This is a genomic window from Ktedonospora formicarum (assembly GCF_016587355.1).
Taxonomy (GTDB): Bacteria; Chloroflexota; Ktedonobacteria; order Ktedonobacterales; family Ktedonobacteraceae; genus Ktedonobacter; species Ktedonobacter formicarum.
The window spans coordinates 1,206,018-1,220,132 of the sequence record NZ_BNJF01000002.1; the positions used below are offsets into that span (position 1 = coordinate 1,206,018).

Consider the following 14,115-nt stretch of genomic DNA (forward strand, 5'->3'; position numbering starts at 1 on the left):
TTCTACTTAAGTTTTCTCTGCCAGATTTCCTCTCACGCCAAAGGTGTCACATCTAATGCTATAAGCACAACATTGGATGTGACACCTTTAGCGTCTTCACGCTCAGAAATTCCCAGATGAGGGCGATAAAGTGCTGCACGCGCAGCACTTTATCGCTTTTCCCTTGAAGAGCAATCTCATTTACTGGAATCATCAAGGATTATGTTTCGCCCTAAATAAAGCATCAGGTTATAGCTTACCCCGCGCCATGCTGCCCCTGAATGAATACTCGTTCTTCGTATAGTACTTTTATATCAATTTCTCATCAGTTCATTGTGTATCAAGATATTTCAATGTAAGCTTTAGTTTATGCAAGCAACCAGCAGTATTGGTGCCTCAAACGATCTCTGTGAATTGAGGCAACGCAACACATCACTGTATTTGGAATATTATGAATGCTTGCTTTTGTGGTTGTAGGGATGCAAGGTATTTAAAGCCAATCGAAAATCTGAGCGCGTAGCACCTCTGAATAGAGGTCACGCTTGCACAGCAAGCGCAGCGCAGTTGAATAAAGATTGGTTTTAGCTTATGAAGTTAGTAGAGGAGGAGGAACATGAAACTGACGACGCGGAAATGGTCTCTCCCTGTTACTGTATTTACGCTTCTCTTGCTGGTAAGTGCGATGGTAGCGGCGCAGACAGTCGGAGGGCATCTTGCAGCTTCAGCAAGCCAGGCACCTCGCTTTACCATGCGAGGTCATATCGCGCCAGTGCTGAAGCAATACAAGCCGATGCATGCAGCGAACGAGCAACAGCCAATGAATCTGGCGCTCTCGTTACGACTGCGCAATGAGGCTGAGCTGGATGCGCTGATCGCAGCTCAGAACAATCCTAATTCATCCTTGTATCACCACTATATTACGCCACAGTATTTTGAACAACGCTTTGCGCCAGATCAACAGTCTGTGCAGCGTGTCGCAAGCTATTTGCGTGATTCTGGTCTACAGGTGACTGGAATCTCGTCGAACTCCCAGCTCATCAATGTTAGTGGATCGTTGTCGCAGGTGGAGAAGGTCTTCAATGTCGCCATCTCTGACTATAACATTGATGGGCGTACCGCCTATGCTCCCACAAGTGAGCCCTCGCTACCAGCCGAGTTCTCCAATGTTGTGCTCAATGTCTCCGGGCTTGACAATGTGGCGCGCTATCATCATTATAGCCACTCGACTGTTCAGAGTAGCACAAGTGCAAATAGAGGACCCGCTGGTGGTTACACTCCTTCCACTCTGCGTAGCGCCTATAACATCAATCCCCTTCTCGACGCTGGCTTCAACGGACAGGGGCAGTCTGTAGCGCTCTTTGAGCTAGATGGCTATGTTCCTGGTGATGTGAATACCTATTTGCAACAGTATGGCCTGGGTGCGCCTCGCTACTCCAATGTCCTTGTGGACGGTGCTAAGAATAAAGCTGGTTCTGGTGCGCCAGAGGTTGAGCTAGATATGGAGATACTTTCAGCTATCGCTCCCAAAGCTACGCAGAAAGTCTATATTGGCCCCAACACCGCGCAGGGAGCGCTGGACCTCTATAACCAGATCGTTACTGATAATACATCGAAAGTTGTCAGTATTAGCTGGGGGGCCTGTGAGCGCGAGACGGGCCAATCTTTGGCGAGCGCTATGGACAATGTATTCAAGCAAGGTGTCGCGCAGGGGCAGGCTTTCTTTGCTGCCTCGGGTGACTCTGGTGCTTATGCCTGTGATGATAGTCAGCTTGGAGTTGATTATCCCGCCAGTGATCCTCATGTGGTTGGTGTTGGCGGTACGAAGCTAAGCGTCAATAGCGATGGCTCCTATGCTGACGAGTCTGCCTGGAGTGATACAAGCTCTAGCCGCCGAGGTGGTGGCGGTGGCGGCATCAGCCAGTACTTCAAGCGCCCAGCCTATCAAGATGGCATTCAGACTTCTCGCTATCGTGCTGTGCCAGATATATCGGCGGATGCCGATTTGAGAAGTGGCTACTCGGTCTTTATTCAGGGACGTTGGAGCGTCATCGGTGGTACCAGTGCCTCGGCTCCTCTCTGGGCTGGCATCGCAACCAACATTAATCAGTACCTTACGAGCCAGGATATGCCCACGATGGGCAGCGGTCATGAGGCACTCTATAGCCTCTTTACGACTCCACAACCATATGCTCCCTATCATGATGTCACTACAGGCGACAACCTGTACTATGGCGCTAAAAAGGGATACGATCTGGCGACAGGCATGGGAACTCCTAATGCCTGGAATATCGCGCGAGACCTCGCCGCCAGCAATTCTTAGGCTTTTGTTTCCGACAGCTCATCATCGCTGGCTGATGCCAGTGTGTTGAATGAGTGAGTATTGCTCCCATTCTTCCGCAAGAGAAGCATGGGAGCTTTCTTATTAAAAATTTTGATCGTTATAATCAAAAACTATAGTCACTGCTGATGCATCTTTTATGTTAAAGTTGGCATATGCAGGGAGCCTCCAGAAGAACCCGGAGTTTCCCTGGTCACCTGATTGCGAATTGAAGAGGAGAAATCAGCAATGGCAGCGACACTTGCGCATTTGATTGCGACATTGGAAGTCACCCATGAAGAACTGACACGCTTAACCGCGACACTGAGCGATGAGGTACTTGATTATCATCCAGGGCCAGAAGAATGGAGTATACGGGAAATTCTGGCTCACCTGGTGGACGACGAAATGTTTGTCATGCGTACACGCTTGGAGCGCATTGTTAGGGAAGAGTATCCTACTCTCGTTCCCAATGATGAGAAGCTGTGGCATAGTCAGCGCAATACCTCACGCGATACTGTTAGCGAGCTATTACGTGATTTTGCAATCCAGCGAGCCGCCAGCCTGAACATTATCGGCTTTCTGCGCGAGGATGATTGGAAGCGTACAGCGTATCATCCCGAAGAGGGGGATTTAACGACGGAGATTTGGGTCGAGCATTGGGCTAATCACGATATCGTTCACCTGCGTCAGATCGAACGCAACTGTGCATCATATTTGGAACGGCAGTAGTTATAACAATGAGACAATAGTTATCTCGCGCAAGTTGTCGCTAGCAAAGACAGCTTGCGTGAAGCCCCACAATGATGATGTGCCTCAAAATAGCTTGACGATCAGCGTTCCGTTGCTTATACTGTTCTTTATTAAGCTGTTTTGATTCAAGAAAAGGAGACCTCCCCAGTGGCATGCCTGTAAGCTTTACTCGGTAGCGGAACGAGCATATCAAGATTGATTGTTGTGATGCATGAAGCAACAATGTCAATTGTGCTGGTTATGTGTAACGCTGCGTCGTGTAAGGCTGAGTGAGATGTCACGTTCCTCTTGGTTTCCATCGTTTATTACTCTTCGTAATTCTGCATTCTCCTCACCCTCTCGTATACTGCCCGCCTGTAGAGCATGGTATACGCTTCCCATAACCTTTCCGTACCGATGAATGCTGCTATGTTAGATGGCTTGGTGTGCGGCGTTTCGAGCCATTCTGCTGAACTTGAATTGTGTTTACTCCTGATGCGAAAACCTGAGCGCATTGCGCTAGCCGCGAGGAGCGGCGCCGTGCCCTCGTATGAGGGTTGGTTTTCGTCTAAGACCTTAATTGCGTATTAACGGAAAGGCAAAGAAATAATTTATGGGATTGAATACTACCCAGAAACGTATTGCGATAGTGACTGGAGTAAGCCGAGATCGTGGTATCGGCACAGCTATCTGTAAAGCACTGGCGAGCATGAATATCGATATCTTCTTCACTCATTGGGGAAGCTATGATCAAGAGGTATATGGGACGCACGACGAGACGCGTCGTGATCTCCCCACTGCTCTGCGTGCGTTGGGCGTGCGGTGTGAGGGTATGGAAGTGGATATGAGCCATCCCCAGGCCGCAACTCAGATCATGGATGAGATTGAGGCGCGGCTGGGTTCTCCTACGATCCTGGTCAATAACGCAGCTTACTCAGTAAGCGATGGTTATGAGCAACTGACCGCTGAAATTCTGGATGCGCATTACACAGTGAATATGCGTGGCACCTTTCTTCTGAGTGTTGAGTTCGCGCGACGCTTCTCTTCAACCAGCGGTGGACGGATCGTTAACCTTGTCTCAGGGCAGGATTGGCCTATGCCGCATGAACTGGCTTATGCCTCTACAAAGGGCGCGATAGCGGCATTTACGATTTCGCTTTCCGCCGACCTCGCGTCCCGTGGCATCACTGTCAATGCCGTTGATCCAGGCGCGACCGATACAGGATGGATGAGTGAGGAGTTGAAAAGAGAACTTCTTGCCAAAGCCCCTTTTGGGCGTCTGGGCCAACCCGAGGACGCCGCGCGCCTGATTGCCTTCCTTGCCAGCGAAGAAGCCCGATGGATTACAGGCCAGATACTACATTCGCGCGGAGGGATGTAGATACTCTTTCCCCAAGCTAGTGATGAGTGCAGAGGGGTTGAAGCCTCTCTGTACTCCTGCTTTAGGGATGTTTATAGGCTAAATTGGGAGGAAAAGATATTCAATTGATGTGTTAATGAGCGTCTCCGTGCTTGTGTATTTATATATTGATAAGTACCTGTAGGTTGCGCTGGCATACTCTTCTCAGAGAACAGTTAGAGGGGCAACCTATGCGCGAAACTTTTCAACCATCGGATGATAATCAGCCAGATATGGATTGGTATCCTTCTACATCCTCCTGGCGACTTCCGCGTAGACCAGGGCCTGTATCAGTTGGTTTTCTCCTGTCAGCCCTGATGGCAATTATTGCTATAGTCGTGACTTATCCTTTATGGCAAACATCCTTTCAAGGAGCTATTCAGAACACGATAAAGCTCCAGCAACCAGAACCCCCATTTGATCCCAATATTGGTGCCGTTCTACCTCAACATCGTGTTGTAGCTTACTACGCTGTTCCAGGGGCTGAGGCAACCGGTCCGGCCTATGAGCCCACCCCGGATATGCTTGACCGTCTGAAACAGCAGGGCGCGGCCTATGAAGCTTTGGACCCCAGGCATTCCGTTCAGCTTGGTATCGATCTGGTTGTGAGTGTACCAGACTCTTCGCCTGGTCCCGATAAAACTTATAGTCACCATGTCGATGAGCAGACAGTGCGTAGCTATATTGACTTCTGCCAGAAAAACCATCTCCTCCTCTTCCTGGACCTGAACTTTGGTCAGGCCCAGGTAATGAAGGAAGTTAACTCATTTTTGCCGTACTTGCAAAAGTATCGCTTTGTGCATATGGCGGTTGATCCCGAATGGATGTTTCCTCGCCATGATGGTATTCCAGGTGTGAATCTTAGCAATGTGCGCTCTAGTGATCTTAATCCAATTATTAAGGCTCTGGCGGATATTCCTATAAAATATCATGTACCACGTAAAATGCTCATTCTGCACCAGTATAGACCTAGTGGTGATGGATTGGCGAATCCGTTTAGCGGGTCTGATGCTGAACTGGCGGATAAACAGAAACTCCTGTCTGAGAAGCGTGTTGATGTTGTGCTACATGTGGATAGCGTTGGCGGATATCAAGGCGACCATGAGGACAAGCAACAACAGTACGCGGAATGGGTGAAACGCGACATGAACTTATACCAAAACTTTCGCTATGGTGGCTTTAAGTTGTTTTATCGGATTGAGGCTCCGACGGGCCTGATGACCCCGGCGGAAGTGCTTAAACTTGATCCCGCCCCTATGGTTATTACCTATGGAAATTAGAAGGGTGCGCCTGATTAACGCTCAGGAGCCTTCTTCATCTCCCAAAACTTCGCGAAGAACAGAGGGTGCGTTGATTCCGCGACGCCCCATGAATTCCGTGAAGCCCTTGAGTGCAGAAAAGCCTCTGACCATCAGAAGGGGGGACTTCAAGCTGCATATGACGCAGGTGTCTTGCGGTAGGGCACAGTTTAGCAAACGACGAGAGGACGAGCCAGATGTGGCTGGTAGGGCGGTTGATAGCATGCATATGGTACTAGATGAGAAGACAAAGTGGATTGAGAGCAATATCCGAATGCATATCAAAAGATTTTTATACCGTTCGGGCCAAACACGAAGCTCAATGAGTCAGAGAACTACGCCTTTGGTGATATTGTTTGTCATTCTCAGCCTTCTTTCGAGTTTTGTCTTTACCTCAAGCGCCTGGTTTCCCCATCACGATAGCAAAGATCTGGCCGGGTTGGATGGATGGGTGAATGATGGCGAGGTGACAACTCCAGCCTTCGTATTTTCCCAAACTGCAACGCGGAAGCTCGCGGTTTCTTCTTTTTTTGCCAATTATTATCAGAGCCATAGTGGCCAAACTAGCCTGGGTGCTCCCTTAACCGTCGCGTATCCAGTAGAGCATGGATGGATACAGTTTTTTAGTTCAGGCGCTTTGCTTCTTCCAATCGAGAAGCAAAACTACAAGTCTAGCTCTAAAGATATATTAGCGGGCCTGGTTACTAATGGCGTGAATGATCCTGAAACTGGTATTGTGCGCTTGCCTTTGCTACAAGCACTCTTGACAGCAGGCAGCCAGATAGAGATTGGAGGCAAAGGAAGCTCCCTGACCTATGTTGATATTCGCAAGGCAGCTCACCCCGCTCTATTGGTAACAGCGGCTTCTACAACTTCTAGTGAAAGCGTCTTTGTGAAGACGAGTACACGTGCGGGTAAAGACGTTGGACATCGGATTCCGCAGGCATTCTGGCAATATATTATCCGCACCGATATCTCACCTGATGGTTGGAAGGTTGACTTTGGCGACCCACGCACTGAAGTTCTTCCCTTTATCGCTAAAATAAATGGTAAGCTTCACCATTTGCAAGTTCAGGTATTTGGACGCGATGGGCTTGTTCTGGATCAGGATGCGCAGAATGCACAGGGGCTGCCAGCTATTCGGCGTTTATCAACCGGGTTGGATTACCTGAATACGCTGGGAATGCCAGCAGTTTCCATTCGTGCTCAGCAGCGCGTGTGGGCATCGAGTGCTTCTGAGCTTCTCGATGTTCCTGAGCGTGGCAAAGCAGTAGTGCATGTAGGAAAAAACTTTCCTCTTTTATTGCAGGGAGAAACGAATTGGAATGATGGGATGCTATGGTATCGTGTGCGGTGGGATGCTCCCAATCGTAGTGGGACAGGATGGATACCTGCTAACGTAGTAAGCTTCTCAGGATCCAGCAATATGCGCAGTGAGGCATCGCTTGATGTGCTCTCGTCAGAGTTAGCCAGTTATGTTACCAGTCGTGGAAACAATGTCGGCGTTTCAGTTTATGATGTTACACGTCACTTCAGTTACTCATATAATAGCGACCTGCCGTTTACGATGGCAAGTTCGATGAAGATCCCAATCATGCTCGCCTTTTTTGATATGCTTGAGAGCCAGGGGCGAGGACCTGACGATGGAGAAATGCAACTCTTGACGACGATGATTGAGAATTCTGATAATGATGCCGCCTCCGCGCTCTATTATGATGAACTTGGTGGTGCCCCCGCGCTCATGAGTTACCTCCAAAAGATTCATGTGGGTGGGTTGACCCCCGATCCTGAGTCATGGGGATATAGCGCGATTACCCCACAGTCAATGGTAGATATGCTCACTTTGCTCCATCAAGGGAAAATCTTGAATGCTCAGGATCGCCAGATTGCTTTGGATCTTATGCGGCACGTGGAGGAGGATCAGCAGATAGGAGTTGGGGATACCGCGCCGATAGGGGCGCTTGTCTCATTGAAGGATGGCTGGGTTGTGGGCCCCGATGGTTTATGGGTCATGAATTCTTCGGGCATAGTAACCAGAGGCAAAGTAACCTATGTTGTTGCTGTCTACTCGCAGAGCCAGAATGCCCTTGAAGATGGACAAGATATCGTCCGCCATGTTTGTAAAAGTATCGCTTCAGCCCTCATAGTATGAGTTGATTTGTTTGATAGTGTTTGGTGGCAGCGTGCGTGATAGCAAGCAGGGTGCTCTCTTGTAAGGGAGCGATCTTCAACTGATGAATGCAACACATTTGGTCGCAAGAAGTTGAAGCCTGCTTGTTATTTTAGTTGATTGTAAGACAATAATAAGAATGGAAGGCTTCTCGGGATCATTCGAAGCCACATACGATATGGAGTAATCTGCTATGCCTCAAACAAACTTTATTTATTGCCCACTCTGCGCGACCGCCCTGATTGAGAAAGAGATACATCAAGTACGCCGTTCTTGTTGCCCTGAGTGCCATTATATTTACTATCCCCAGCCAAATTTGGTAGTCTTGGCGGTAATAGAACATGAGGGGAAATTACTGCTTCTCAAGCGGAATATTGAGCCAGCAAAAGGCCTATGGAACTTTTGTGGAGGATATATTGAGTTTGGAGAGTCGCCACAGGTGGCGGTTATTCGCGAGGCAAAGGAAGAGGCCAATATCGATATCCAAATAGATAAATTGATTGGAATCTATGGTGGAGAGGGTGGTTCTAATATTGTAGCGGCCTTTCAGGCACAGCTTCCCTCTCATCAGCTTCCCAATTTAGCTATTCAGCTCGAAGAGGCGAGCGAGCTTGGATTCTTTGCCTGGGAAGAACTTCCAACACTCGCGTTTCCCGTCCACTATGAGATCTTGCGCGATTGGAAAGCTCAGCAGCACGCCTGAGATCGCGTATTGATCTAGGTAGATTCTGTGCTATGAACAACATCAAATAGCCTATCCCTGAAGCATTTTTTGTAGCTGGAGGACAGTATTCCAGTTGCGACCAGTGCCATAAGTGTTCAAACGCTTTTCGATCAATGGGAGTGTGAGCTTAGAGCGTCCAATGCCGTTGGGATAATAGATATAGAGTTCACGTTCTACAAGTTCGAACTCTTCGGGACCATTATAAGTCTGGCGCAAGTTTGCAAGTGCTTCCCCGGTAGGCTGTTCCGCCAGGAAGAGTACGATAAGCCAATTAGGGGTGCTGGCCGCCTTTTCTACAAAGGGATTGTGAGCAATTGTGGTTTCGAGCTCGGCTGCTGTGCGTAACACTGCCCTGGCTTGAAAGCCGAACCTTGAAGCAAAAGCCTCCTCAATCATTGCGGGAAGCTGACTCGCGCTTGTCTCATTGTCGGTGAAGACGACATTCCCGCTGCGTATATAGGTGGCAATATCGCTCTGGCCCAGGTTTTTGTGCAGGGCTTTGAGTTCGTCCATGCGCACCTGCGTTCCGCTGACATTGATGCCTCGAAAGAGTGTTACAAACCTTGCCATGTGTGAGCCTCCTTGTTACTATTTCTTCTGCCTATTATATCAGGCTTGTGCTCGTTCAGTTTCCTATCCTGATGGTAGCTTCCAGAAGAATGAAGAAGGAGTTGACTGGCTCGACCTTTTAGCGTCAGTCAACTCCTTCTTATCTGGTGGTGTAATCAGCTCTGCGCCTTTGTAATGTGATCAAGGTTGCTGACACCAAAGGGCTTACTGTACCTGAGCGCGGTCCTGAAGGGGACGGCAGAGGACAACGAATGTGAGCAGAGACAAAATGCCGAATCCGGCTATACCCAGGGCCATCGGGAGTGCGCTCTCTGTGCCACCGAGTCCAATCAAGGGCGCGGCTACAGGCCCGATAACGAGTTGTAATACCCCGAGGAGCGCCGAGGCACTCCCTGCTGTACGCGTGGTCGCGAGAGCCAGCGCCGCGGAGTTTGGCATGATCAACCCAATACTGGATACCAGTATAAAGAGGGATGGCAGAACGCCGAAAAGACCAATCCCGCTAATCACTACTATGAGTAACGCAATACCACCTAGCGCGATACCTCCAAGCCCCCAGTTCAGTAAGGTGCGTGATGAAATGCGACCGACAAGCTTACCGTTGATCTGCCCCACAATGACAATGCCAAGCGCGTTGATGCCGAACAGAAGACCAAAGACCTGTGGCGACAGGTGATAGATGTTTTGCAAGATGAACGGTGAAACTGAAATGTAGGTGATGCAGGCAGCGAAGGCGAAGCCTGCTGAGAGCGCGTACCCCACAAAGCGACCATCTCTGAGTAAATCACGAAATGCTCCAAATGTGGTGGCGATGCCCCCACTCTGCCTGCTGGTCGCTGGCAATGTCTCGCCGAGCCCGAAGAAGGAGGCTAGCAATAGAGCAACTCCGAAGAGGGCCAGAGTAATGAAGACCCCATGCCAGGAGGTAAAGCGTAGCAATTGGCTCCCGATGATGGGTGCGACAATGGGGGCGACCCCATTGACTAACATCAGCAACGAGAGGAAGCGAGCCATGGCGTTACCTGCGTACATATCACGTGCCATAGCCATAGAAATCACAATTCCCGTCGCGCCAGACATCCCCTGAATAAAGCGCAGGGCGACCAGGACTGGAATATTTGGCGCTACAATGCAGAGCAGCGATGAAAGGATAAAGGCAACGATGCCAACGATCAAAGGGCGCTTGCGTCCGAGCGCATCACTTACCGGGCCCGAGAGTACCTGCCCCAGAGCCAGCCCAAGAATGCCTGCGCTCAGGGTAAGCTGTGTCTGTGACATCGTGGCGTGTAGGTCATGGCTCAGGGCAGGTAGCGAAGGTAAGTACATGTCCGTTGAGAGCGGCCCAAACGCGCTCAGGGAGCCTAGAATGAGTACATGACGTACCCGAATTGGGGTTTCACGTTCGAGTATCTCTGCACTCTTTTCGGAAAAGTTTAAGGCTGTTTCGGGATTTACAGCTAAATTATCCTTGGACATAAATCATTCCCTCAATATGATGATAGGCCAACATGATATCTGTTTTATAGGTAGTCTTGATGGAAAAGGCTAGTTTACTTCTCGCTATTTGTGGGAGGGAAGGCAAAGACGCGCTCAGGTTTCACATAGATGACGACTCTCTCCTCGCCTGGCTGTATATCGGCGGACGCGTCCCGGTTGAAGTACTTTTGCGATATTCGATGGAGAACCTGATAGTCAACATCATCTTCAATGCGATCCACGACGCCACGAATTTCTATAGAGCTAAAGTTATCGGTAGGATTGATGAGCGAGAGCGCGATGCGCGGCTCCCGCTTGAGATTACGATGCTTCTGGCGAATCTTGTTCATCCCAAAGTAGAGATATGTGCCGTCCCAGCCAAAGAGCACTGGACTGACCTGTGGCTCTCCCTTTGGTCCAATGGTTGCTACATGCGCGAACGCCTTCGATTGGAGTATATTTTGCGTCTGTTCTGAAATGATCAACATAGTAAGTATGATTCCTTTTTCGTAGTGTATTATCTTAGAATCCTCGCCGTAGGCGGTGAGAATGGAAGGGTACGTCTTAGAGATGGAGGTCTCCATAGGGAATCTTCTAGAACCTCATCTCCTTGCTTGTCATGAGTATAGCTTACCTGCTACAATGAATGCAAATCATGTTTGTCATCATCTTATGAAAGAGATTCATATGAACTTGTCACAGCTTCAAAGCTTCATCGCTCTGGCAGAAACGGGAAGTTTCACGGAGGCCGCCTACGCCATCGATTTAACGCAATCGGCGGTCAGCCACGCCCTCTCAGCCCTTGAGAAGGAGCTGGGAGTAACGCTCATTGAGCGCAACCGTAAGGGAGTTGTCGCATTGACTGCTACGGGGCAAAGGATCATCCCTCATGCTCGCGCGCTATTGGCCTCTGCCTCCGCTATTGAGCAGGAGGCGCGTGTTGAGCGGGGTCTGGCAATGGGTAAATTGCGCCTGGGGAGTATGCTATCTATCATCTCTCCCAATCTGCTTGCGAGCGTGATGACCAGATTTCAGCAGCGCTATCCAGATATGGAGGTAGTGCTCTTTGAGGGCGCGATGCATGAGGTAGGTGATTGGATTGAGAAGAGTGTAATCGATGTTGGCTTTGTGCTGCTCCCACCTGAGGAGGGACGTGAGCATACGCTGATCATGAGCGACGAACTATGTGTACTTGTTCCAGAGAAGCATCGATTTTCGAAGCAAGATTTCGTGACCGGGAGCGACTTGCGTGAGGAGGGTCTGATCATCGAGAAGTCGCAGTGCGCGCTTCAGCTTATGAAAATGGCGGGCACCGATTTAGGCAGGCATCTGCCTCATGTGCGCTATCAGGCTAGCGATAGCGCGACGATTCTGGCGATGGTTCGTGAGGGTCTTGGCGTTACACTTATGCCTCGTATGATGCTTCCAGAGAGGCTTGATGGCATGTCTGCGCTCTCGCTTGATCCGCCCCAGTATCTTCAGATTGGCCTCTCTGTCAGATCACGAAAGACAATCTCGCCAGGCGCAAACCTCTTTATCCAGACCGCGCTCGACTGGATGCGTGAGCAGGAAGCTAATGGTTCTCGCTATGCTCAATCCGCGTAATGTGCTTTAGATGAAGAAGGGTCAGGAGAGGTCACGTTAGGCCAGAGCCGAACGAATTTGCTGGGCTAGCGCTGCCATCTCCTCATCTGAAATAGCAAGCACCCCCCTGGATGCAGCGTCGATGGCTGCGGTCTGTTGCTGGGCATAGGGAACCCCTGAAGGCAGAGGTACAAGATGCCAATGTACATGGCGATTCCCTTGCTGGCTTCCAAGGGAAAGTACATAGAGCCTTTCAGTAGGGACGACCTGTCTCAAGGCTTCGGAGATATGGTATATCACACGTTGCAGCGCGAGATATTCTTCCAGGCTAAAATCTCCCGTTGCCTGCTCGCGATGCTCGCGCGGAGCCACCAGGGCATAGCCGTATAAAGTGGGATACTTGTTGAGGAAAGCTATAGCGGTCTGGTCCTCATAGATTATATGATGTGGATTGTTGCCTGCAATGAGCTCGCAGACAAAGCAAGGGCCTTCCTTCGATCTCTTCTCATACGCTTCAATATCAAATGGTTGGGAGCGAAACATTATATTCTCCTAGATTCTATCGGATAGAACGCTATCTATAGAAGAATAAGTATAGCAGATTGGGAAGGGAAGATGATTAGATCAGTGCTTCCCTTCTGGCCCTTACTGTGACTGGTGCCCTTTATGAAGAGAAATTAGCGGAAGTCGTGAACGTGGTCACGGGCCCATTCGCTGTAGGGGTGGGCTGGTGTTCCAGTGACCTCTTCCACTGTATGTGACATGCGCTCGGGGTGTTCGACGAGGCTACCCCAGGCTTTGATCATGCCATCCACCGTCGCGGGGGGGAAGTAGGCTAGCATCTGTTGACGTGCCACCTCGGGAGAGGTTTCTTCATAGCGCAGTGGACGTCCAATAGCGTCCCCGATGGCACGAACCTGTTCGGCCTGTGTTAACACCTGGGGACCAGTCAAGTCGTATTTTGCTCCATGGTGTTGAGCACTGGTTAGCGCGCGAACAGCGACGGCTGCTACATCTTTCTCATGTATGAGTGATCGAGCGGCAGCCGCGAAGGGCCATCTTACGACATCGCCGGAACGGGTCTGCTGTCCCCAGCCGAGGGTATTGGTCGCGAGGCCGCTGATGCGCAAGAAGGTCCAATCCAGGCCGGAATGCTCAATCTGTTGTTCGATTTCGTTATGAAAATCCGTGATTGGATCGATTTTGATTGTGCGATCTTTGGGGATGCTCATTGATGAGAGGTAGACAACGCGGGAAACATGTGGCTTGAATGCTTCTAGCATGGCTGGCGCGAGGCTAGTTGGCAGTCCAGGCCACACCAGAAATACTGCCTCAACACCTTCGGCACTCTTGACCAGGCTCTTGGTATCTGACAGGTCGCCCTGTGCGATCTCAACTCCATTAGGAAGGCTCGCAGAGGCGGGATTGCGGATCAGCGCGCGAACTTCTATGCCCTCGTTCAACAATTGCGTTACGACCTCTCGCCCAACGTTGCCGGTTGCCCCGGTTACCAAAACTTTGCTCATCTCTCTAACCTTTCTTGATAGTGGCTCGTGAAGTGATTGAGGCTTCATTTAGAAGCTTATGGATGTTAGATTCTCGTAAGTGTGATTGTGATATTTATGGGCCTTCAAAGAATGTGAGGTGAGTATAAGCCTGAAGCAACTATTACGCTTCGTCTAAAGGGTCAGCGGCGACCCTGTCCTTTGGGGCAGTTATGAGAGAATGTGAGCGATTGGGGAATAGGGTGTATAAAGGAGAGTATTTTGAGATCGTACCATGGAGCCATCATTAAAAAGTTCTTGTATCTTGCTCTTCTTGACAAGAACTTCCACAATCGACTATACTCCACGTACGAATAAACCG

At 49.8% G+C, this 14,115-nt stretch carries 12 protein-coding genes; 7 read left to right on the forward strand and 5 right to left on the reverse strand.

Features of this window, described 5'->3' with window-relative positions; translation table 11 throughout:
- The first annotated feature begins 592 nt into the window (after positions 1 to 592).
- The 6 genes from K3T82_RS24060 to K3T82_RS24085 all read left to right on the forward strand — a co-directional run bounded on the left by K3T82_RS24060 (position 593) and on the right by K3T82_RS24085 (position 8,598).
- The gene (locus K3T82_RS24060; RefSeq protein ID WP_220196098.1) at positions 593 to 2,299 is read left to right on the forward strand and encodes a S53 family peptidase; all 1,707 of its coding nucleotides are present in this window, start codon (positions 593 to 595) and stop codon (positions 2,297 to 2,299) included.
- A 246-nt stretch (positions 2,300 to 2,545) separates the two neighbouring features.
- Complete coding sequence (locus K3T82_RS24065) at positions 2,546 to 3,028, forward strand: DinB family protein (protein WP_220196099.1); 483 nt, start codon at positions 2,546 to 2,548, stop codon at positions 3,026 to 3,028.
- A 613-nt stretch (positions 3,029 to 3,641) separates the two neighbouring features.
- Positions 3,642 to 4,409 carry an SDR family oxidoreductase gene (locus K3T82_RS24070; protein WP_220196100.1) on the forward strand — a complete coding sequence of 256 codons (768 nt, stop codon included), beginning with the start codon at positions 3,642 to 3,644 and terminating at the stop codon, positions 4,407 to 4,409.
- A gap of 209 nt (positions 4,410 to 4,618) precedes the next feature.
- Positions 4,619 to 5,707 carry a hypothetical protein gene (locus K3T82_RS24075; protein WP_220196101.1) on the forward strand — a complete coding sequence of 363 codons (1,089 nt, stop codon included), beginning with the start codon at positions 4,619 to 4,621 and terminating at the stop codon, positions 5,705 to 5,707.
- A gap of 364 nt (positions 5,708 to 6,071) precedes the next feature.
- Positions 6,072 to 7,877 carry a serine hydrolase gene (locus K3T82_RS24080; protein WP_236031568.1) on the forward strand — a complete coding sequence of 602 codons (1,806 nt, stop codon included), beginning with the start codon at positions 6,072 to 6,074 and terminating at the stop codon, positions 7,875 to 7,877.
- Between the two features lie 211 nt (positions 7,878 to 8,088).
- On the forward strand, positions 8,089 to 8,598 hold the full coding sequence (locus K3T82_RS24085) for an NUDIX hydrolase (RefSeq protein ID WP_220196102.1): 510 nt from the start codon (positions 8,089 to 8,091) through the stop codon (positions 8,596 to 8,598).
- Between the two features lie 51 nt (positions 8,599 to 8,649).
- Here the strand turns inward: K3T82_RS24085 and K3T82_RS24090 are convergent, their stop codons facing one another.
- The 3 genes from K3T82_RS24090 to K3T82_RS24100 form a co-directional block, all read right to left on the reverse strand.
- Entirely contained in the window at positions 8,650 to 9,189 is a 540-nt protein-coding gene (locus tag K3T82_RS24090; RefSeq protein WP_220196103.1) for a DUF1697 domain-containing protein, read from the reverse strand.
- Between the two features lie 204 nt (positions 9,190 to 9,393).
- Positions 9,394 to 10,665: a multidrug effflux MFS transporter gene (locus tag K3T82_RS24095; RefSeq protein ID WP_220196104.1), complete on the reverse strand. Its 1,272-nt coding sequence runs from the start codon at positions 10,663 to 10,665 to the stop codon at positions 9,394 to 9,396.
- 74 nt (positions 10,666 to 10,739) lie between these two features.
- Positions 10,740 to 11,153 (reverse strand): PPOX class F420-dependent oxidoreductase, encoded by a 414-nt coding sequence (locus tag K3T82_RS24100; protein ID WP_220196105.1) that lies wholly within the window; start codon positions 11,151 to 11,153, stop codon positions 10,740 to 10,742.
- 199 nt (positions 11,154 to 11,352) lie between these two features.
- On the opposite strand from K3T82_RS24100, the gene K3T82_RS24105 reads away from it, so the two are divergent.
- The gene (locus K3T82_RS24105; RefSeq protein ID WP_220196106.1) at positions 11,353 to 12,270 is read left to right on the forward strand and encodes a LysR family transcriptional regulator; all 918 of its coding nucleotides are present in this window, start codon (positions 11,353 to 11,355) and stop codon (positions 12,268 to 12,270) included.
- 36 nt (positions 12,271 to 12,306) lie between these two features.
- On the opposite strand, the gene K3T82_RS24110 is transcribed toward K3T82_RS24105, so the two are convergent.
- Both K3T82_RS24110 and K3T82_RS24115 read right to left on the reverse strand, forming a co-directional pair.
- On the reverse strand, positions 12,307 to 12,792 hold the full coding sequence (locus K3T82_RS24110) for an HIT family protein (RefSeq protein WP_220196107.1): 486 nt from the start codon (positions 12,790 to 12,792) through the stop codon (positions 12,307 to 12,309).
- A gap of 134 nt (positions 12,793 to 12,926) precedes the next feature.
- Positions 12,927 to 13,775 carry an SDR family oxidoreductase gene (locus K3T82_RS24115; protein WP_220196108.1) on the reverse strand — a complete coding sequence of 283 codons (849 nt, stop codon included), beginning with the start codon at positions 13,773 to 13,775 and terminating at the stop codon, positions 12,927 to 12,929.
- Positions 13,776 to 14,115: the final 340 nt, after the last annotated feature.